Genomic DNA, 20,402 nt, shown 5'->3' with positions numbered 1-20,402 from the left:
CGACAAAAACGTATGGGGTAGTTTACACGTCTACTGCGCCAAAAAAAAGCAATCAACACGATAATCATGCTATATCACAGGCCTGCGTAGCAATATCTGATGATTATGACTCATAATCATGACAACTGCCAAATATAACGGCTTATTGCCAATGTGCTCATTTTCTACACTTTTAATTTTTAATGCTAAGGCTTCTCTTATGAAATTCGATTTACATTGTCACAGCACTTGCTCTGATGGTACTTATGCACCAACGGAAGTAGTGCAGCGCGCCCATGCGGCTGGCGTCAATGTATTGGCATTGACCGATCACGATACGCTGGCAGGAATTGATGAGGCGCGTGCGGCTGCCATTGCCTGCGATATGCAGCTGATTAATGGGGTCGAGATAAGCTGTGAGCACACACTTATTGGTGGGTATGGCAAAAATAAATCAACCAATAAAATCATCCATGTGCTGGGGTTAGATTTTACCGATCGCGAAAAAATGCATGCAACGCTGCAACAATTACAGGATAGCCGTGCCACGCGTGGTCAACGAATCACTGAAAAGCTCAGCGCGCTATTAGATATTAACTATGATGAGCTGTGGCAAGCCGTACTTGATAAAGCAGGCGGCAATCCACAAGCGGTCGGGCGTGCGCATATTGGTCAAGTATTGTTTGAGCGCGGTGAAGTCAAGACGGTACAAAAAGCCTTTGATAAGTATTTGGCAGATAATAAGCCTGCTTATGTGGCGATTGATGCACTGAGCATGGCTGACGGCATTGAGCTAATCCATGCTTGTGGTGGCAAGGCGGTGTTGGCGCATCCCACGCGCTATCAGCTTTCAGCGACACGAGTCCGTAAACTGATTGAAGAGTTTGCTGGTCTTGGTGGCGATGCTTGTGAGCTGCCGTCGAATAGCGAACCGGTTAGTACTCGCAGAATGGTCGATCGCAGTATCGCTGCCCACAATCTTGTCGCCTCGATCGGCAGTGACTTTCATGGTAGCAATATGCCGTGGCGTCGTTTGGGTGATGTACCGATAATGAACCCTGAGCAGCAGGGAGTTTGGCAGTCTTTTGCAATGTTTTCTTAGACGAAAATTCATTGCTGAATACAGTTTTGAATGTTAACTTAGCTGAAACATCAATTGACAGGTTATCCAAAAAAAATGCGTCATATATTGACGCATGAAGGCAGTAAATAGATTGAAAACTGCGACAGAAATTGCCACACTAGATAAGTGGTATTCATTTTCAAAAATAAGATTGTCGATGTTAACTCCCGTTTAGTTTACAAAATGTAGTATCGACACTCGCATTCTTATCTACTTAAGTTTTTGGGAATGGTATAAGGTAAAAAGTCATATCATTTATTATTGTTGATTCAGGCTTTTGATTTTTATTTAATGGTTTTAATGTCGACTTAATAACTTTCAATATTTGCGGTAGCCCTACTATGGCTGTATCGATATCTCATCTAGGCTACACCAAGCTATCTCAAGCAATTTTTGAGTGGCAAGCTGCTGATAAAACGTCATTACTGGCTTTATTTATGGTGATGGAGGTGTCTTTACACTGGCTATGGTGCTTATTTGTTTGGTGGCGCCGCGATATTTATGACACCTATGTCGATATAGCCCTGCTGTATCCACTATGGTTCGGCGTGACACTGGTAGCTTTGTTTTTATTATGGATGACCAGTCGTTTTTCACCTGTCAAAAAAGCCAATAGCAATTTGTATAAGTGGCAAGGCATACTAATTACGGTCTATAGTGCCTATATTGCAATGGTTATTTTAGTTTTAGGACATAGTAGCTTGGTCGCGGGCGTCTCTTTAGTCGGCGGTGCGATATTGGGGATGATGCTTATACGTCGGCGCTACGTATGGAGAGCATTTTTAGGGCACGCAGCCGTCATTCTAGCAGTCACATTTATTCCTTATCTTGGCGTTACTTTACCCAATCTGCGTCAAATGACGCTCACGGTCATTCCTCTTGATACCTATTATAGTTATATCAATTATAGTGAAATTACGACAATCGAAAACGCCATCTCTGCCTCTATTTTTCAAAATGGCACGCTAAATTGGGACAGTGTTGATCAATTGCGCCGATCTTCCGCTTTTTTTTGGCGTTCTACACATATTTATATGGCGCTACCAAAAGCTATTTTTATTATCTATATGTTTCGTACTTTGTTACTAATATTGGATGACAGTAAAAAGGAAATTCTGCAGCACGCCAATCAAGATGAGCTAACTCAACTCAAAAGTCGCCGTTACGGGATGATGCAAATGAAGCAGGTGCTGAAGTCAGTAGAAGACCATCAAGATATCAGCGTTATTTTATTGGATTTGGATTGGTTTAAAGAGGTCAATGACAGTTACGGTCATGAGATCGGGGATCGAGTATTGGTAGAGGTCGCACAGACGCTCTTGCAGTCTTTAACTGATGAAACAATCGTGAGTCGCTATGGCGGTGAGGAGTTTTTGATTGTATTGCCAGATACGAAGCACGACACAGCTATGATAATTGCTGAACAATTACGGCGCGTTATCGCTAAACACGTCATCACTCTCGATGACGATACAACCTTTAGTGTGACTGCTAGCTTGGGGCTATATACACTGACCCATGGTGAGCGTAATTGTATAAAACAAGCTTGCGAAACTCTGAATAAAAAGGATGCATCGCAGTCGCTTGCTAAACCGCAGAGAATCCCCTCGTATAGTAGCAAACGCGTGAATCGTAAAATTCCCGCAGTGCAGCTACCTCATGATATTTGCCAGCGCTTAATTTGTATGGCAGATAAGGCTTTGTATGAAGCCAAAGGCCGTGGCCGTGATCAAGTGGTGAGTGCCAACGAGATGTTGGCAGCAAAAAATAATAATATTGAAGCGCTCTATGGCACATAGCTAACTGCCATAGTCGAAGGGTCAACTACGCTTTAGTGTATTAATTGTTTTACTAAGCTTGCCAAGACACTGGTGGCAAAGCTACCTGTCGTTAACGTAAAGCTCAGCACCAATGTTTGTTCATTATCTTTATCCTGCCATTCCCAAGACAGCGCTTCAATAGGTAGGCGCAGCGCGCGGCGCTGTGCTTTTACATCGCGCTGCTCTAAGCCATTGGCTAAGCGAGCCAGTAGCGGATTTTGCTGAATCACATTTTTCTCAATATTCGCTGCCATGCCACTGACTTTATCATTATCCTTGCCCCATAATGCAGCAGTGGGATGGATATCACCCGTCTCAAGGCGTGCACGCAACGTGTCGTCTATGGCTTCGCTAGTAAATATTGACCCTGAACCCTCTAAGTTAAACACTTCGCCTGCCAGCCCAGTATTCCAGCTGCCATCACGCACTCGTACCGCCAATATCTCATTGAAAATTAAGCTACGTGCGGCAGACAGCTCCATTGTATTTTGCTCACGTGGCGCGTGCTTGCGTTTGCTCTTTTTGGGTTGTGCTCGACTTTGCTGTAGTGGACGCGCAAACAGCGATAATGCTTCTCTAATATTATTGCCATTTCGCCCAAAACGCTGAGGGCCAAAATAATTTGGCACGCCATTTATAGCGATGCTTGATAAATGCTGCTCGACATCTTGCTTCGCCGACAATAATTGCTCAGGTGCTGGCAATGCTGTATCAAAATCAGCAAATTGGATATCACGCAAGGTAATAATGAATTGATTGGCGCGATGCGTGCCGCGATTGAGCTTTTTGTTGTGCCATTGCTGGTCGAGGATAGTAACCGATTCATTGGCTCCGATATCGACTGGTGCGAACTCAGCAGCTGGCAGCTGTTTTTTTGGAATTCGCAAGCTGAACCACTGGGTTGTCAATGCATGGCGATCCTTAAGACCTGAATAACCAACATCACGCAGAGGAATCTCTGCCCACTCTGACAGCAGTTTGGCAAGATAAGCGGTATTCATCCCTAATTTTTGGATATGCAGCCATAAATGCTCACCTTCACCTGTGAATTCGAGCGGCAATAGCTCACTAACGATAAAGTCTGTTGCGTTGGCTTTATAGGTTGCTTGCTGCACAGGTGGTTGAAGAGGCTGCGGTAACTGCGCAGTATCCGTCGCTGCGGTAATATCGATACTTGCCGTATCAAACTGCTCATTATTAAACGACCCATTAGCAGGTAACTCGTTATCAGGTTGAGTACTTTCAAGAGCGGATTGAGGGCTAGCATTAATATCGGTCATGTCATCACTAGAAGTCATAAAGTCGTCTTTTATGTTGAGGATAAGATTTAAAAAGAATAGGTAAGCATAGGGATTAACAGTTAACGATTACGTTTTGCAACGCAGGAAACATACAAAAAAACAGCGTGTGCGAAAGTGTCTTGCTACTATCAATGGATAGCGTTTTAAAAAAGCATTTAAATAAACGTATCGAGAATGGTGTTTTTCGTTGAAACTGGCTGATGCAATAGGGTTATTTTCATCACGTTTGATTCAGGGAACCATTATAACTGTTAAGGAAGACTTATGACCAATGCAGCGATTCACACAGTGACTATTAATAAGGCCGATATCGCCAGTGGCGACATGAAATCTTACAAGCAAGATGATGATAGTATCATTTTAATTACCCGCGACGACGATGAGTTTCAGGCGTTCGATGGTAAATGCCCGCACGCAGGCGCAGATTTAGGCACAGGCTTACGTTGTGGCAATCGCGTGGTCTGTCCTTGGCATCACGCGACTTTTGATAGCCGCGATGGGACGCTATTAGAGCCAGTCGCGACAGCAGGTTTGACTCAATATGAAGTGACCGATAATGGCGACAGCTTGACGGTGAATACCTCAGCGAAGATAGACAAAAAGATTGCAAATGATAAGCTTATCGAGACGCATACTCTCATCGTGGGCGGCGGCGCAGCAGGTTTTATGACGGCGCATCAGCTGCGTAACACTGGCTATGGCGGCAAAATCACCTTGATTAGTGCTGATGATAAAGCCCCTTATAACCGTCCATTATTGTCCAAAGCATTTTTAGTGGGCAATATGCCTGAAGAGAAGCTTCTACTAGGCGGTGCAGATTGGGCGAGCAAGCACGATATTAATTTGCGCTTGAATCAAACTGTCAGTGAAGTATTGGCCAATGAACGTACCATTATCATTAAAGATAAAAATGGTCGTAGTGACAGACAAACTGCTGATTTTTTAGTGGTTGCAACAGGCGCTGAGCCAAAGATACCACCTTTTAAAGGTGCTGAGCTTGATGGCGTTTATACGCTGCGTAGTATGGATGATGCCAAATTGATAAAAGCGGCCAGTCACGATCAGCGTGTGGTGATTGTCGGTACTGGCTTTATCGGTATGGAGGTTGCTTCCGCATTGGCACAAGCAGGCACGACGGCTTCTATTACCGTCATCGGACAAGATCATCGGGTAATGGGAAATATCGTCTCCGAAACCGTCAGTAATGCGCTGATCAAGCTGCATGAGGAAAATGGCATTCAGTTTGTTTTTGATGCCACGGTCAATGAAATCGATGAGGTCAAAAGGGTTGTTAATCCGTCTGAGAATGAAGAAGAAAACCAAACCTTTTCACAAGTGGGCGGTGTCACGCTGGCGAATGGTGAGCAAGTTGATGCAGACATCGTGATTTTGGGGACTGGCGTAGCACCACGTATAGAACTATTTGAAGAAGTAAACGCGCCAGATGGCTTGCAAGTGGATGAGCATTTACAGCTACGTGAAAGGGTTTATGCATTGGGTGATATTGCAAAAGCTTCTGGGCAAATGGGGCGCATGCGCATCGAACATTGGCGCGTGGCCTTGCAACATGGCTTAGTGACTGCGGCTGCGATATTAAATGATGATAGTGTCAACTCGCTCGCCGCGCGTATCCCTTTCTTTTGGACGATGCAATATGGCAAGAGCCTACGCTATAGTGGACATGCGAAGACACCCGATAATAATATCTTGTTTGGTTCGCCAGATACGTTAGATTATATCGAATACTACTTTGATGATGTTGGGGAAAACACACGTGCTAGTGCGGCTAGCACTTTAGGGCGTGATAAAGAGTTGGTTGCCTTTTCTGAACTACTCCGCCGTGGTCATGCACCGACGCGCGCACAGCTCAATGCAGGATTTAATATTATCGACCAAGCACAGGCGTTATCGCCCTAGTACTCAAAACGTATACATATTACTATTAAGGCTGACCTATCGATTTGGGTCAGTTTTTTTAATACAAACAAGGAAAGGAAAAATTATAATATGAATAAAAACACTATAGATAAAAACTACTTGGATAGAGAGTCTGTGTTTTTACGACAAGCGCAAGCCGATGATATTAGTGCACTTGAGCAATTATTAAATCGCTGTTATCGCGAGACCGCAGGTTGGACCAATGAGGCGGATTTAATTGGTGGTATTCGAACCACGTCAGCTGAGCTCGCTGCCGTGATTAATGACCCTAATCATTATTACTTTGTCTATCCAAAAACGACCACGGGCGACCGTGATGGAGAGGAAACGGGTGAGATACTTGGTTGTATCGCTGTCGATATCAAAACCGATGCTGACTCAAATAACAAAGCCTACATCGGCATGTTTGCAGTAGATCCAGAGTTGCAGGGGCAGGGCGTTGGCAATGTGATTTTGCAAGCGGCAGAAACCTTTGCTACTCGTCATCTACAGTCAGATGGGCAAGCAGTAACTAAAAACACTGCGCGTTTGACCATGTCCATTTTGAGTCATCGTCCTGAGCTGTTGGCTTACTATCAGCGCCGAGGTTATGAGCTAAATGGTAATAAAATGCCATTTCCAAATGACGGCAATAATGGTGACCCAAAACGTGAGGATTTGGAATTGTTAGAATTAGAAAAAATGGTTCATTAAAGAATATTGAATGTTTAAAGGCTGATTTTATTAACCCCAAAAATGACCAAAGGTCATAAACAGCCCAACACTTAGCAAGATAAATGCCACGATAATTAAGCGCTTGAACCAGTTAAAAGCGGGCAAGCGCGTGGCATTGTCATCAGACATCAGATAAGCAAACAAAAACAACAAACTTGCTGCCAAGGTCATAATTCCCAGACCAATCGGTAATATAAAAAAGTACACCTGCCACACAGTCATCTCTCAGCGGTCATTGTTAAGCGCATCATAGCAGTATCGTGAATGTGCTGTCAGTATGAGCCGTACTTTAATTCTTTCATCTCACTTGCATTATAAGAGCTATTCATCATAAATTTGAACTTATATTCTAAAACTAAGTTGGGCATTTCGAGGTAGTTCTGTATAGTGAAGTAACATTATAGATACATTGAGATTGAGATGACTAATCTAAAGAAACTGGCAGTCATCGCATTACTGACACCGCTATTTGCCGCATGCTCTAATGCACCTTCTGAAAGCACAGTTGAAGGCCTAATCGAAGCACAATACGAGCAAGCCAATAGCATGATGGATGATGCAATGGCGAACGCAGGCAATGATGAGATGGCAAAAGCCATGAGTAGCATGATGGAAGGTATGATGCCAAAGCTTGAACGCGTCGAAAATATCAACTGTGATACTGTTGAGGGCGACAATACTTATATGTGTACCGCTGATATCACTCAGACAATCGCGGGGGAGAGCCGCACTAACAAGACCAATTTCAAGGTTTATCAAGTGAACGATGAATGGGTATTAGGCAATTAAAGCAGAGCTATGTTTTTTTAAAGTTACTCATAATAAAATCATCAGAAATTTCAAGTCACATTTACTTTATTCTTAGAGAAATAAAATGCTAAAAAAAATCGCTTTTCTAACGATTACATCAATACTATTTGCCGGTTGTGCTTCTGTACCCACTGAAAATATCGAAGTATCTAGCGTACTCAAGCAAGTGAAAGCACCTAGTGCCAACAATGCTGGTCTATATATTTATCGTAGCAATAGTGTGGTGGGTGGAGCTCTAAAGAAAGATGTGTGGGTAGATGATGAATGTATTGGTGAAACTGCACGAGGCACTTTTTTCTATCATGAAGTACTGGGCAATATGCCGCACAAAGTTTCTACCGAATCTGAATTTTCTCCTAACGATTTAATGATTGATACGACAGCGGGTAATAACTACTTTGTAAAACAATATATTAAGCCAGGTTTAATTGTTGGTGGTGCGGGTGTTAAACTGGTACCTGAAAGTGAAGGCAGGGAAGCAATCGCTGACCTCAAACTCGGCATAAAAGGGACTTGTAGCAAGTAGTGCAATTCATTATCTATAAGGAAAGGCTACCTCATTAGGGGTAGCCTTTCTACTAATTTAGCCCAGTCTTTCTATCAAACTAGCGCATTGTCACAAACTCTTCTGAGCCAGTTGGGTGAATGGCAACTGTATTGTCAAAGTCCGCTTTAGTCGCGCCCATTTTGATGGCGACCGCAAAGCCCTGAATCATCTCATCGACACCAAAGCCAAGACCGTGTAGACCAATGACTTTTTCCTCATCGCCCAAGCACACCAGTTTCATCATACACTTCTGACGATGCTGGGTCACCGCGCTATACATAGAGGTAAAGGTCGATTTATAACATTTGATATTGTCCTTGCCATAGCGCTCAACCGCGTCGATTTCAGACAAGCCAATGGTACCGATGGCAGGATGGGTAAAGATCACCGTCGGTATTAACGTATAGTCCAAATGCTCATTAGGCTTGTTGTTAAACAAGCGCTCGGATAAGCGTCGACCGGCGGCAATCGCCACGGGTGTTAAATCTACACTGTTTTCGATAATATCGCCGACCGCATAGATGTTCTTAACATTGGTGTTCTGGAATTTATCGACTTTGATTTTGCCAATTTCGTTCGTTTCCACACCCGTCACTTGCAGGTTGATATTGTCTGTCGATGGCGCACGACCAATCGCCCAAATCAAACAATCTGTCGTGTCTAGGCTGCCATTTTCGGTACACAAAGTCAGGCTGCCATCTTCGTTTTTATTGACTTCCGTGAGCGTAGTATTGGTATGCAACTGAATACCGTCTTGCTCCATCTCTATCAGCAATGCCTCTACCACACTGTGGTCAAATGAGCGCAGCGGCGAGTGCTGGCGTACGTACAGATGTACCTCAGCGCCCAAACTGTTCAACACGCCTGCGATTTCAACAGCGATATATCCTGCTCCCACAATTGCCACGCGTTTTGGCAAATGATTCAACGCAAAAAAGCCGTCAGAGTCGATGCCGTATTCTGCGCCCTTGATATCAGGCTGAATCGGGTGACCGCCGGTGGCAATCAAAATATGGTCAGCGGTAATCAGTTCGCCATTCACTTCTACGGTATTGGTATCGACAAATTTGGCAAAGCCTTTGATCACTTCTACGCCATTTTTGGCTAAGTTATTGTCATAAGAGCGATGAATGTTTTCGATATATTGTTGACGGCTCTGCACCAGTTTTTGGAAGTCAAAACCTTTAACATCCACATCAAACCCATAGTCTGGCGCATATTTATGAATAGCCTCGGCAACTTGCGCGCCATACCACATTACTTTCTTAGGTACACAGCCCAAATTCACACAAGTGCCGCCCAGTTGGTTGGCTTCGATAATGGCACATTTTTTGCCATAGCTTGCCGCACGGTTGATGGAAGCAATGCCACCGCTACCGCCGCCAATGGCGATATAGTCATAATGTTTTGTCATATTAAGTCTCTTTATTCAGGACGTATTGATGCATATTGGTGCAATTTTGCCGTCTATTATTTTTTAATTCTGTTATTTTGAACTCTATTGTAATGGGTATCATTATTAATCTTACAAGGTTTTGCTTATGAGGATGTACCAGCTAGCATCAGAATATAAAAGCATTTAGGCAAAAATAGCTTGACATCTAATCATCCTATCTAAACCCAACTGGACTCATCTAAACTTACTTAAACAATGGCACGTCGTCTATAAAATAATAGTCCTGGAATAGACAAACCCAGTACCAATCCTGAGGTCACAAACAACGCTTCAAATAAGTACACCATCATTTGGCTAAATAACTCGTCTGAAAAGCCAAAATAACCAATCTGCACCATACTGACCATCGCCTTATAAGCGGCGATACCGGGCATCATACAAATGACACTAGGCGAGATAAGTGCTTTGGGTGGTAAGGTATATTTCTTAGAAAAATACACGCCCAAAAAGCTGGCAAGCATCGCCCCAAAAAAGCTGGCAACCACGAGATGCACATGCTGATAAACGAGAGCAGTCTTTAACCCGAAGCCAAAAGCAGTCATCAGCAAACAAGGCAAAATATAGCGTTTGGGTACGCTGAACATGAGCGTCCAACCAAGGGTAATAATACATGAAAGCACCACAGTTTCAATGAACCACATCTCAAAACCCCCAATGCTGTATGCGTAGTAAAACCAGCGCCATCACGATACCAACGCACGCGGATAGGGTGAGCATATAGGTAAATACCGCACGCCCAACGCCAATATTGACATAGCCTTTTAAGATATCTGAGAAAGAATTGATCAAAGGAAAGCTGGGCACCAGTAGCAAGACGCTAGAGGCAACCGCAATATCGGCATTATTACCAATATCAAAATAGTAGGTCGTCGCTCCAATTAAAGAAGCAATAAAAGCGGTCACAATGACGGTGATAAAAGGATTAAAGTGGTGTTTGGACAGATAAATACGGGTGAACATCGCTACCATACCCGCAATAAATGTCACGGCGGTAATTGACCAACTACCACCATTTAGATACGCAAACGCTGCGCAAGACGCACCAACAAATATGCCCACTAGCCACGTTGGGTATACGGTCTTATCTAACTCATCAAAGGCAAGGGTAGTGCGGTCAATCAAATCGGTACTATCGACGGTAGCTTCAGTTTTATTGATAATTTGCTGAATTTGCACCAATAAATTGACATTGATGCTTTGATTGATCGTGTCTCTGGTGGTGGTGATACAGCGCTCGTCACAGATGGTCGTCAGGGTGATGGCGTTAAAATTCAGCGAACATTCGACGCTGTTCATCCCCAACGCAAGCCCTAAACGTTTGGATAAGTCCACGACTACGGCAGACTCAGCGCCATACTGCATAAGGAGTAAGCCGCAGCGCACGCATAGTCGAGTAATGCGCTGCTGCTTTACGTAGCTGATAGAGGTCATGGGTGAGATACGCAGGTTGGTATTGATACGCTATTATAAAGGGTCTGGGAGCTGACGCGCAGACATTATCGGACATTATGTTTGATGCTACTATAAATTATAAACTTTTTTGGCAAAGAGCAAATAGAACGGACGGTAGCTGCGTGAGTGATCAATGTGATACGAGCGTTTATTTAGGTGGGATCTATTGCAGGATGCTCTCTGAGCAGCGATTTTAACTAAAAGAATAAAGTTGTAGGCGTCAAATGAAGATTGGCTGGGGCTTGTGATATCAAACAAATAATAGATTATAAAATTAATAGACTTTTGTTTTCTATAGTGATAATCTCTTTCTCGATAATTTAGACACATTACTTACATCATAATTACATATTGATTGAATTTTAGTTACGTTCTCAATGACGTATCGCTCTCAATTAATGTGTTGCAAGATATGAATTTCGATCGTGGAATGTTAAGTTTATCAATTCATTGCCTGTAGCTTAGCTATTTAACTCAATTGCATCTCTCAACCAGGACGTCTAATGACCAGTTTTCATAACATAAAAAATGCTCTATTGCTGACTACTATTACTACTTTAGCAGGGTGTACTACGGTCGCCGATATGGCAGGGTACGATACGGCTACATTAAATACTGATGCGGCTAAAAGTTACTCTCAAGTGGTCTCTAAAGCCAGTAGTCAAGGCGCGGTAGATAATACTTCTGCTACCGCCATTCGAGTTAAAAACGTCTTTAATCGTATGAAACCCTACGCCATTCGCGCTAATACAACAGGCGTCCCTTTTGATTGGCAAGTCACGGTTATACGGTCACCTGAATTAAACGCTTGGGCAATGCCGGGTGGGAAGATGGCTTTTTATACCGGTATTGTAGAAAAATTACAGTTAACAGATGCAGAGATCGCGGCAATCATGGGACACGAAATGACCCATGCGTTATCTGAGCACAGTAAAAAAGATGCTGGGCAAAAAATTCTGACCGGCTTAGCGCTGCAGTTAGGTGGTGCCGAACTACAGTCAAGAACAGGGTTAAGTGATGATGCGTTGGGTTTGATTAGTGACTACGGACTTGATAAGCCATTTTCTCGTAGTCAGGAGTCACAAGCCGATGCGGGTGGTCTACGCTTGATGGCGCAGGCAGGCTACAATCCAGAAGCTGCCGTTGCAGTATGGCAAAAAATGGAGGCTGCCAATGGTCGTAGCAACACCATAGCTACTTTAATGTCTACCCATCCAAACTCTGGGCAGCGTATCGCTAAAATTCAGGCACTTTTACCTGAGGTTACGCCAGTTTATCAAGCGGCTGCGAAAGCACCTGCTAATGCAACTAGTGGGCCAACGACTGGAGTAACGACTAGAACCATTAAACGTAAATAATTCAGTAAATGCTATCAAATGTAAATATTGCCCAAAAAGGTAAGTCAAAAGACTTGCCTTTTTTTGCGAAGAAATATTGAAAAGTGGCTGGTTTGATTTTTATCTTTCCTCTTGAGGGTTAGGTGTAGCAAGCTGTACTCATTTAGCAATACGCTAAGCGTTGGGGTTTGTGAAAGTGGCGAGCGTGATCGGCATGATGCCAGTGAATGGACGTTTGTGATCGTTGGACTGTCTAAACGTGAGGTCGAGTCGCAATGTAGTCAGATTGAGGAAAAGCTAGAACGTACGGTAGATGCGCGGGTGATGAATGTTGAAAGGGAGTTTGTTTAGATAGGGGTTAGTGAAGTAGTGAGCGTCTAATACACTATTTTGATAGTGGTGATACAATCACTTTCACTAGTATTTATTAGTAAATCTATTTTTATTTTTCAAAGGGAACTTTGTTTATGTTGGCTGAAGCAGCAGTGGCTGGATTGTTAGGAGTTAATTTAATAGAAAACCTCAAGGAGCCAGCAAAGAAAGCATTCGGGTGGGTATTTGAAAAGGGAAGAAATAAATACGATGAACATAAGCTTAAACAAGCTCTTGGTGATCTAGCTGATAGAATTACTAAGGTTACTAAAGTCAAAACCATTTATAAAGGCGATGATAGTATAGATTTATATGGTTTTTATATACCTACTAGGATTGAAAATATAAATACTTCTATTAACTTTGTGACTGATATAGGTAAACAGTCTATGGTTCTTGAAGGAACAGTGGGGCAAGGTAAATCTATTTTCATGCGTTATTTAACTTCTCAAGAAGCAAGGCAGGGACAACGTATCCCGTTATTTTATGAGCTGCGCCGCTTGGATGATAACGATACATTAACTAATGCTCTAAGTAAGCAAATTAATAACTGGATAATTGAGTTTGAAGAGTCAGATTTTGATAGAGTCGCTAAGACAGGCAAGTTAGTACTATTTTTAGATGGCTTTGACGAAGTGCCTAATGACAAAGTAAAAAAGTTGCTTAACGAAATTGAAGGATGGTGTGAGCGTTATCCAAACATGCAAATTATTGTTAGCTCAAGACCAGACGCAGATATTCAGCGATCCAATTACTTAAAGGTATTCAAGCTATCAGAGTATCGCTTTTATGAGCAAAGTTTGTTAATTGATAAATTGGTCGAAGATAGTGAGAGTAATAAGCTACTCAAACAAGCTATTAAAGACAGCAATACAGAGATTCAAGACTTACTTAAGACTCCTTTGATGGTTACTCTTTTCGTAATGAATTACAGGGGAAGTCTAGAAATACTAACCAATCAGCATGAGTTTTATAAAAATTTATTTACAATTTTGATATCTCGTCACGATAAGACAAAACCAGGATTTAGAAGAGAAGCAAATAGTGGATTGAACGAAGTGGAACTACAAGAGATTTTTGAAGAATTTTGTTTCATTACCTTTAGTATGGATATCCTAGTATTTGATGATAGTAAAGCGATTGAAGTAATAAAAGAATGTCTTGATAACCAAAATATAAGGGATAATCCTAGACTAGTTCTAAGGGATTTATCCAGAAATTTATGTTTGATTTTGAAAGATGGTCTCGACTATACCTTCATTCATAAAAGCATCCAAGAATTTTATTATGCTTCATTTGTCTATAATCAACCTGAAATGAAAATTGAGTTCTATGAAGACTGTACTTTTAGTTTTTGGCAAGGTAAACACAATATTATAAGTTTTTTAGAGAGTATGGATACTTACTATTTCTATAAAAATTTTGCTTTGCCTATTTTTAATGATTACATTGATAAATTCAGCATCAATAATGAATACAATACATTAATAGATTTTCTATATTATACAAAATTTGATGTTGCTGAGATGGAAGAAAATATAGGAATAGATTTTGTCTTTAAGGATTTTTATAAGAGACCTTACAGTTATTTTAATATGTTGTATAGAGATATAGCTATGATTTTGCTGTCTCCTGAAGCGTATAGGGAGCGCATCAATACGTTTAGTGTAGCTTCTAATATTGATTTGGAAAGAAGTAAAAAAATCAAGGAGGTTTTTAGCCAAGAAGAGTATTCAAAGATACTAAGTAGTTTACAGAAGCTTGAGAAGAAGATTTTAGAACATAGAGAATATATGTTGAGATTTATTGATAAGAAAGACTCGAGCAAATATAGAAAATATTTAAATATATAAGACAATGATGAACGCAAAAAAAGGCCACTCCCTAAAGAGTGGCCTTTCATCAATGATCATCTAACAAATACCAGTTATTAGTGACGACCTTGGCCTGCAGGCTTCTCAAACCCTTTTGCACTCATGCATGAATCTATTTTCTTCATATCATTTTTACTTGGACGACTGTCTTTATTCATTTTTACGCCAACTCGTTGAGCACAATCATTCATAGCTTGTTTCATGTCTGCTGACATCGCAGGTCTTTGATGGTTGCGATCGTTTGAGCCATTTGATGTGCCGTTTGACGCACAGGCACTAATGCCAACAGTAGATGCTAAGACAATGAACAGTAATTTTTTCATAAGAATTCCTTGAGAGTTTTAGGGATTATGTAGGGGTTAGCCGTGTCAGTGTGTACGTGCTATGATTGCTATATGGCTTTTAACCAGATATTTCTATATCGTATGCGTCTACGCATCATATCTAACTATTTAAATATTAATACAATCAACGTTTAAGTATCTTTAATAAAGATTAAGAAAGGTAACGCAACGCGCTATATATCTTGATATCTTAATAAAGATATATAGTGTGCAGATTGGACAAAGCCTTATATTAGCCAATAAAAAAGGCCACCCTATCAAGAGTGGCCTTTTATCAATTATTCACTAACTTGTATTAGCTAACTTCTTTCATGCCTTGCTCTAGCATCGGCTTTAAGAATATACCCGTGTAGGATTCTGTGACTTCAGCTACTTCTTCAGGCGTCCCTTCAGCGATGATCATACCGCCACCTTTACCACCTTCAGGACCTAGATCAATCACCCAATCCGCCGTTTTGATGACGTCAAGATTATGCTCGATGACGACGATAGTATTACCTTTATCACGCAGCGCATGCAGGATATTCAGCAATTTATCGATATCATGGAAATGCAAACCAGTGGTTGGCTCATCTAAGATATAGAGCGTCTGTCCCGTATCGCGCTTCGCGAGCTCACGCGCTAATTTAACACGTTGCGCTTCACCACCTGATAGCGTCGGTGCAGACTGACCTAAACGAATATAGCTAAGACCCACATCCATCAATGCTTGCAGACGACGATAAATCGCTGGAATGGCTGAGAAGAATTCAGTGGCATCTTCTACGGTCATATCGAGCACATCAGCGATATTTTTACCTTTATAGTGAATCTCTAAGGTCTCGCGGTTATAGCGCTTACCTTCACAGGTATCACACGGCACATACATGTCTGGCAAAAAGTGCATCTCAACCTTGATAAGACCATCACCTTGGCACATCTCACAGCGTCCGCCTTTTACGTTGAAGCTAAAGCGACCCGGTTTGTAACCACGGGCGCGTGCTTCTTGCGTTTGGGCAAACATCTCGCGCACAGGGGTAAACACGCCGGTATAAGTCGCTGGGTTTGAGCGCGGTGTACGACCAATTGGGCTTTGATCGATATCGACCATTTTATCCAAATGCTCAAGACCACTAATGCTGTCATGCTTATCCGCGATGAGCGTTGAGGCATTGTTTAACTGAGTCGCTGCCAATGGCATAAGGGTACGGTTGATCAAAGTTGATTTGCCCGAACCTGAGACACCAGTCACACAAGTCATAATACCAATGGGAATGGTCAAATCTACATCATGCAAGTTATTACCTGAGGCACCTTTTAGCTCAATCGTCATCGGTACTCTTTGAGCTTTAGCCTTACCTTTGACTTCCACATCGATGGTTTTGGCTTTATGACGAATGCTTGGAATCTCGATTTTCTTCTTACCAGACATATATTGTCCAGTCAGCGATTCTTTGTTTGCCATGATGTCATCGACCGTGCCCTGAGCGATAATATGACCGCCATGTACACCTGCACCAATACCGATATCAATCACATGATCTGCTTGGCGAATGGCGTCTTCATCATGCTCAACGACCAGTACGGTATTACCCAAATCACGCAAGCGCGTTAGAGTTTTTAGCAGACGGTCGTTGTCGCGCTGATGCAGACCAATCGATGGCTCATCAAGTACATACATCACGCCCATTAGTCCTGCGCCAATTTGGCTAGCCAGGCGAATACGCTGTGCTTCACCGCCCGATAGCGTTTCAGCAGAGCGGGCAAGCGATAGATAATCAAGCCCGACACTGACGAGGAAGTTTAGACGCTCGTTGATTTCTTTAAAGATTTTTTCAGCGACTTCACCTTTGTGACCGCCAATTTTTATCGTTTTATAATAGTCAGCGGCGTCCCCGATAGAGAGCTTGACGATTTGAGCGATGGTTTGGTCATCGACACGGACATTGCGTGAGATCTCATTCAGACGTGCACCATCGCAGACGTTACAAGTGGTATCCGCCAAATATTTAGCCAGCTCATCACGCACTAGATTACTTTGGGTCTTGGCATAACGGCGTTCTAAATAAGGCAGCACCCCTTCAAACGGCACGGTCTTATTGGTCTTACGACCGCGCTCATCAGTAAAGTTAAACGTCAGCTTTTCTTTACCAGAGCCTTGCATAATCAGGTCTTGCTGTTCTTTTGGCAAATCTTGCCACGGGGCATCCATATCAATTTTGAAATGATTGCAGACGGTAGAGAGTAGGCCAAAATAATAGGCGTGGCGCTTATCCCAACCATTAATCGCGCCTTGATTGAGTGATTTTTCATGATGGGTAATCAGTTTTTCGGCTGAGAAATACTGACGTTTACCGAGACCATCACAGCTTGGACAAGCGCCGTACGGATTGTTAAAGCTGAACATACGCGGCTCAAGCTCAGAAACTGCGCGATCACAAACAGGGCAAGAATGCTTGGCTGACATGACCTGATTAGCATCGCCGCCTTCTTTTGGATTGCCATCCATAAAGTGTAGCGTGACCAGACCTTGACCTAAACGTAGCGCAGTCTCCAAACTTTCAGCGACGCGGTTGCCTAAGTCGTCACGGACTTTAAAGCGGTCGACCACGACTTCAATCGTATGTTTTTTCTTTTTATCCAGTGTCGGCAGCTCATCGGTATCATACACATCGCCATCGACGCGTACGCGGACGAATCCTTGCCCAATCAGTTGCTCAAGCAACACCGTATGCTCACCTTTGCGCTCACGAACCACTGGCGCAAGTATCATAAGTTTGGTGTCATCTGGCAGTGCCATGACTTGATCGACCATCTCAGTCACTGACTGCGCAACCATCGGTTCACCATGCTCTGGGCAAAAGGGAGTACCGATACGCGCATAGAGCAGACGCAAGTAGTCATAAATTTCGGTAATGGTTCCGACCGTTGAGCGCGGGTTATGGTTGGTTGATTTTTGCTCGATAGCAATCGCTGGCGACAAGCCTTCGATACTATCGACGTCAGGTTTCTCCATTTGTGAGAGGAATTGACGTGCATAGGCCGATAAGCTTTCGACATAACGACGTTGCCCTTCGGCATACAGCGTATCGAATGCCAATGACGATTTACCAGAGCCTGATAAACCCGTAATTACTACGAACTTGTCGCGTGGAATGTCTAAATCGATATTTTTTAGATTATGAGTGCGTGCGCCGCGAACCTTAATATACTCGTGTGCCATCGGTGTTAGGTTTCCTATTTGCTAAAAGGGGATTGAAAATATCTCAAATTAAAAGCTAAATACAGATCAATAGAATGGTTGGTTAAAAACGTGAATATTTCGTAAGTTTATAATATGGTTATAAATAATATTTTTATAAAGTGTTCATACGTTGATGAAGTGAGAGCTATAGATGCCTAATTTACTGTTTTAATTTTTATTGCTGAGCGGTATGCTACTTGGCGTTCATTTTGCTGTTTTCTTATTCTACAGCCTTTGAGGCGATTGGTTTTCGTATGACTAAGCAAATCTAAATCAAATCAATGTTAAGTAGTAGTCACCTTTTGTCATGGTTTTGACCAAAATGTCATTTTATAGAGGAGTTTGTCATCTAAGCGATCGCTCTAGCTGACGAGTAATAATGTTTATGACGCCTTACTTTATTGTCATGGCGGCTGCATTATTCAAGGTGTGATTGCGCATCCGATGTAGTTGGTAACAAAATAATCGCGTAATATGAATGGCTTGGGTTGAAGAGGTATGGGAGGCTGCACCAATAAGACAAAAGTCTCGGCACGCAAACGGCGAATGTCTTATACTAGTGGGCTTAATTTGTAGCTAAAGTCTTGATAGCATCACAATAGTATAAGCAGCGCAGTAGTGATAAATCAGCAATGACGAACCAGTGAGGCAAGTATGAATAGCGTAGAAAAACGGGCAATCCTCGGGGTCGGTGGTATATTTGCTTTGCGGATGATTGGTCTGTTTATGATTGTGCCTGTGTTTTCTGTATATGGTGACAATTATACGCACGCGACGCCGTTTTTGATTGGTTTGGCGGTCGGTATTTATGGACTGGGACAGGCGATTTTTCAGATACCCATGAGTCTTGCTGCGGACAAGTTCCCGCGTAAGCCGATTATCTTTTTAGGACTGATCTTATTTGCCATAGGCGGTATCATTGCGGCAAATGCGACTGATATTTACGAGGTCATTATTGGTCGAGCACTGGCAGGTAGTGGCGCGGTTTCTGCGGTATTGATGGCGTTATTGGCTGATGTAACGCGCGAAGAAATGCGTACCAAAGCGATGGCGACGATGGGCTTGACCATTGCGACTTCTATCATGCTCGCTTTTGCCTTTGGTCCGTTATTGGTTGGCTCGCTGGGTATCTCTGGTTTATTTTGGTTGACCTCAGGCTTTGCTGTTTTGGCGATGCTATTACTGTTGTTTGTGCCGACACCGCTACGAGTGCTTAAACACAATTTAGACAATAAATCGATTGGTCAACAATTAGCGACCGTCCTAAAAATTGGCGATTTAAACCGTTTACATATCGGTATCTTTGCTCTGCATCTAACCATGACGGCGATATTTGTGATATTGCCGCATCAGCTTAATGAAGTGATGGGGCTGTCGGTACGTCAGCAAGGCTTGGTTTATTTGCCGCTGTTATTTATTGGTTTTGCCGTCGCCATTCCTTTTATTATCATCGCTGAAAAGAAACGCAAAATGCGTCAAGTATTCTTAGGCGCGATTGCGTTAATGACCGCTGCTTTAGCGATATTGGCCATTGGCAGTCAGGTTGGCGTTGGTATTATATTAGGTCTGCTGCTGTACTTTATGGGCTTTAACTTGCTTGAGGCAACGATTCCATCATGGATATCTAAGCGCGCCCCAGTCGCCAATAAAGCCACAGCGATGGGGCTTAACTCATCCAGCCAGTTCTTTGGTGCGTTTGTCGGTGGAGCAATGGGCGGGTTGTTATTAAGTCAGCCGAATTTGCTGGCGTGGGGTATTTTGGCCGCTATTATGGCCGCTGCTCTGCTCATTATCATTCCGATTGCTCAGCCACCGTATTTATCAAGTACCACCGTGACCATTCCTAAAGACATCAATATTCAGGACTGGTCACGGCAAATGCTGGCGGTAGATGGCGTGGATGAGCTGGTCGTGATGGCGAAAGAGCAAGTTGCCTATCTCAAGCTAGACAAGACACAATTGACAGATGACTCGCGCATGCAGTTATCGAGTTTGGCACAAAGTCCACTAGATATTTAACAAAGGGTATGGACAACGTACTTAGGCGAGTAGAGATAAGGTTGAATAGGCAAAAACTGAGCAGACAACGACTAGATAGACAGCTATTATTAA

17 protein-coding genes are annotated in these 20,402 nt (G+C 42.7%); 10 read left to right on the top strand and 7 right to left on the bottom strand.

Going from position 1 to position 20,402, the window contains the following annotated elements:
* Window positions 1-199: 199 nt before the first annotated feature.
* Both JMY05_RS08380 and JMY05_RS08375 read left to right on the top strand, forming a co-directional pair.
* Window positions 200-1,081 carry a PHP domain-containing protein gene (locus JMY05_RS08380; protein WP_045444276.1) on the top strand — a complete coding sequence of 294 codons (882 nt, stop codon included), beginning with the start codon at window positions 200-202 and terminating at the stop codon, window positions 1,079-1,081.
* Window positions 1,082-1,443: 362 nt separating this feature from the next.
* Window positions 1,444-2,901 carry a GGDEF domain-containing protein gene (locus JMY05_RS08375; protein ID WP_201614816.1) on the top strand — a complete coding sequence of 486 codons (1,458 nt, stop codon included), beginning with the start codon at window positions 1,444-1,446 and terminating at the stop codon, window positions 2,899-2,901.
* Between the two features lie 32 nt (window positions 2,902-2,933).
* Here JMY05_RS08375 and truD read toward each other — a convergent pair whose 3' ends face one another.
* The gene (gene truD / locus JMY05_RS08370; protein ID WP_201614815.1) at window positions 2,934-4,220 is read right to left on the bottom strand and encodes a tRNA pseudouridine(13) synthase TruD; all 1,287 of its coding nucleotides are present in this window, start codon (window positions 4,218-4,220) and stop codon (window positions 2,934-2,936) included.
* Between the two features lie 267 nt (window positions 4,221-4,487).
* Between truD and JMY05_RS08365 the strand changes: the two genes are divergently transcribed.
* Together JMY05_RS08365 and JMY05_RS08360 are read left to right on the top strand one after the other, a co-directional pair.
* Window positions 4,488-6,140, top strand: coding sequence for an FAD-dependent oxidoreductase (locus tag JMY05_RS08365; RefSeq protein ID WP_201614813.1), 1,653 nt, complete (start codon window positions 4,488-4,490; stop codon window positions 6,138-6,140).
* A gap of 90 nt (window positions 6,141-6,230) precedes the next feature.
* Entirely contained in the window at window positions 6,231-6,854 is a 624-nt protein-coding gene (locus tag JMY05_RS08360; RefSeq protein ID WP_045444279.1) for a GNAT family N-acetyltransferase, read from the top strand.
* A gap of 30 nt (window positions 6,855-6,884) precedes the next feature.
* Here JMY05_RS08360 and JMY05_RS08355 read toward each other — a convergent pair whose 3' ends face one another.
* Window positions 6,885-7,097, bottom strand: coding sequence for a hypothetical protein (locus tag JMY05_RS08355; RefSeq protein WP_045444283.1), 213 nt, complete (start codon window positions 7,095-7,097; stop codon window positions 6,885-6,887).
* 198 nt (window positions 7,098-7,295) lie between these two features.
* Between JMY05_RS08355 and JMY05_RS08350 the strand changes: the two genes are divergently transcribed.
* Both JMY05_RS08350 and JMY05_RS08345 read left to right on the top strand, forming a co-directional pair.
* Window positions 7,296-7,664 carry a hypothetical protein gene (locus JMY05_RS08350; RefSeq protein ID WP_045444286.1) on the top strand — a complete coding sequence of 123 codons (369 nt, stop codon included), beginning with the start codon at window positions 7,296-7,298 and terminating at the stop codon, window positions 7,662-7,664.
* A gap of 85 nt (window positions 7,665-7,749) precedes the next feature.
* Window positions 7,750-8,211, top strand: a complete 462-nt coding sequence (locus JMY05_RS08345) for a DUF2846 domain-containing protein (RefSeq protein WP_045444289.1) — start codon at window positions 7,750-7,752, stop codon at window positions 8,209-8,211.
* A gap of 79 nt (window positions 8,212-8,290) precedes the next feature.
* On the opposite strand, the gene gorA is transcribed toward JMY05_RS08345, so the two are convergent.
* The 3 genes from gorA to JMY05_RS08330 all read right to left on the bottom strand — a co-directional run bounded on the left by gorA (window position 8,291) and on the right by JMY05_RS08330 (window position 11,119).
* Window positions 8,291-9,646 carry a glutathione-disulfide reductase gene (gorA, locus tag JMY05_RS08340; RefSeq protein WP_045444292.1) on the bottom strand — a complete coding sequence of 452 codons (1,356 nt, stop codon included), beginning with the start codon at window positions 9,644-9,646 and terminating at the stop codon, window positions 8,291-8,293.
* 230 nt (window positions 9,647-9,876) lie between these two features.
* Window positions 9,877-10,329, bottom strand: a complete 453-nt coding sequence (locus JMY05_RS08335; RefSeq protein WP_010201359.1) for a threonine/serine exporter family protein — start codon at window positions 10,327-10,329, stop codon at window positions 9,877-9,879.
* 1 nt (window position 10,330) lies between these two features.
* Window positions 10,331-11,119, bottom strand: a complete 789-nt coding sequence (locus JMY05_RS08330) for a threonine/serine ThrE exporter family protein (protein WP_045444295.1) — start codon at window positions 11,117-11,119, stop codon at window positions 10,331-10,333.
* 524 nt (window positions 11,120-11,643) lie between these two features.
* Between JMY05_RS08330 and JMY05_RS08325 the strand changes: the two genes are divergently transcribed.
* The 3 genes from JMY05_RS08325 (at window position 11,644) to JMY05_RS08315 (ending at window position 14,702) form a co-directional block, all read left to right on the top strand.
* Window positions 11,644-12,498 carry a M48 family metallopeptidase gene (locus JMY05_RS08325; protein WP_045444298.1) on the top strand — a complete coding sequence of 285 codons (855 nt, stop codon included), beginning with the start codon at window positions 11,644-11,646 and terminating at the stop codon, window positions 12,496-12,498.
* A 111-nt stretch (window positions 12,499-12,609) separates the two neighbouring features.
* Window positions 12,610-12,828, top strand: coding sequence for a DUF503 family protein (locus JMY05_RS08320; protein WP_227678142.1), 219 nt, complete (start codon window positions 12,610-12,612; stop codon window positions 12,826-12,828).
* Window positions 12,829-12,944: 116 nt separating this feature from the next.
* Complete coding sequence (locus JMY05_RS08315; RefSeq protein WP_045444301.1) at window positions 12,945-14,702, top strand: NACHT domain-containing protein; 1,758 nt, start codon at window positions 12,945-12,947, stop codon at window positions 14,700-14,702.
* 77 nt (window positions 14,703-14,779) lie between these two features.
* Here JMY05_RS08315 and JMY05_RS08310 read toward each other — a convergent pair whose 3' ends face one another.
* On the bottom strand, window positions 14,780-15,046 hold the full coding sequence (locus JMY05_RS08310; protein WP_045444304.1) for a hypothetical protein: 267 nt from the start codon (window positions 15,044-15,046) through the stop codon (window positions 14,780-14,782).
* Between the two features lie 316 nt (window positions 15,047-15,362).
* Window positions 15,363-18,269, bottom strand: coding sequence for an excinuclease ABC subunit UvrA (uvrA, locus tag JMY05_RS08305; protein WP_201614811.1), 2,907 nt, complete (start codon window positions 18,267-18,269; stop codon window positions 15,363-15,365).
* 675 nt (window positions 18,270-18,944) lie between these two features.
* Here uvrA and JMY05_RS08300 point away from each other — a divergent pair.
* Window positions 18,945-20,309, top strand: coding sequence for an MFS transporter (locus JMY05_RS08300; protein ID WP_201614809.1), 1,365 nt, complete (start codon window positions 18,945-18,947; stop codon window positions 20,307-20,309).
* Window positions 20,310-20,402: the final 93 nt, after the last annotated feature.

Source organism: Psychrobacter sp. JCM 18902, assembly GCF_904846615.1.
GTDB lineage: Bacteria > Pseudomonadota > Gammaproteobacteria > Pseudomonadales > Moraxellaceae > Psychrobacter.
The sequence above is the reverse complement of the archived record's forward strand: the minus strand, read 5'-3'. Positions and strand labels throughout refer to the sequence as shown.

Coding starts and splice junctions, on each gene's coding strand:
- JMY05_RS08360 (WP_045444279.1), top strand. CDS start 6,231: ATGAATAAAAACACTATAGATAAAAACTACTTGGATAGAGAGTCTGTG.
- JMY05_RS08335 (WP_010201359.1), bottom strand. CDS start 10,329: ATGTGGTTCATTGAAACTGTGGTGCTTTCATGTATTATTACCCTTGGT.
- JMY05_RS08300 (WP_201614809.1), top strand. CDS start 18,945: ATGAATAGCGTAGAAAAACGGGCAATCCTCGGGGTCGGTGGTATATTT.
- JMY05_RS08380 (WP_045444276.1), top strand. CDS start 200: ATGAAATTCGATTTACATTGTCACAGCACTTGCTCTGATGGTACTTAT.
- JMY05_RS08330 (WP_045444295.1), bottom strand. CDS start 11,119: ATGACCTCTATCAGCTACGTAAAGCAGCAGCGCATTACTCGACTATGC.
- JMY05_RS08355 (WP_045444283.1), bottom strand. CDS start 7,097: ATGACTGTGTGGCAGGTGTACTTTTTTATATTACCGATTGGTCTGGGA.
- JMY05_RS08315 (WP_045444301.1), top strand. CDS start 12,945: ATGTTGGCTGAAGCAGCAGTGGCTGGATTGTTAGGAGTTAATTTAATA.
- JMY05_RS08310 (WP_045444304.1), bottom strand. CDS start 15,046: ATGAAAAAATTACTGTTCATTGTCTTAGCATCTACTGTTGGCATTAGT.
- JMY05_RS08365 (WP_201614813.1), top strand. CDS start 4,488: ATGACCAATGCAGCGATTCACACAGTGACTATTAATAAGGCCGATATC.
- gorA (WP_045444292.1), bottom strand. CDS start 9,646: ATGACAAAACATTATGACTATATCGCCATTGGCGGCGGTAGCGGTGGC.
- JMY05_RS08350 (WP_045444286.1), top strand. CDS start 7,296: ATGACTAATCTAAAGAAACTGGCAGTCATCGCATTACTGACACCGCTA.
- JMY05_RS08325 (WP_045444298.1), top strand. CDS start 11,644: ATGACCAGTTTTCATAACATAAAAAATGCTCTATTGCTGACTACTATT.
- truD (WP_201614815.1), bottom strand. CDS start 4,220: ATGACTTCTAGTGATGACATGACCGATATTAATGCTAGCCCTCAATCC.
- JMY05_RS08375 (WP_201614816.1), top strand. CDS start 1,444: ATGGCTGTATCGATATCTCATCTAGGCTACACCAAGCTATCTCAAGCA.
- uvrA (WP_201614811.1), bottom strand. CDS start 18,269: ATGGCACACGAGTATATTAAGGTTCGCGGCGCACGCACTCATAATCTA.
- JMY05_RS08345 (WP_045444289.1), top strand. CDS start 7,750: ATGCTAAAAAAAATCGCTTTTCTAACGATTACATCAATACTATTTGCC.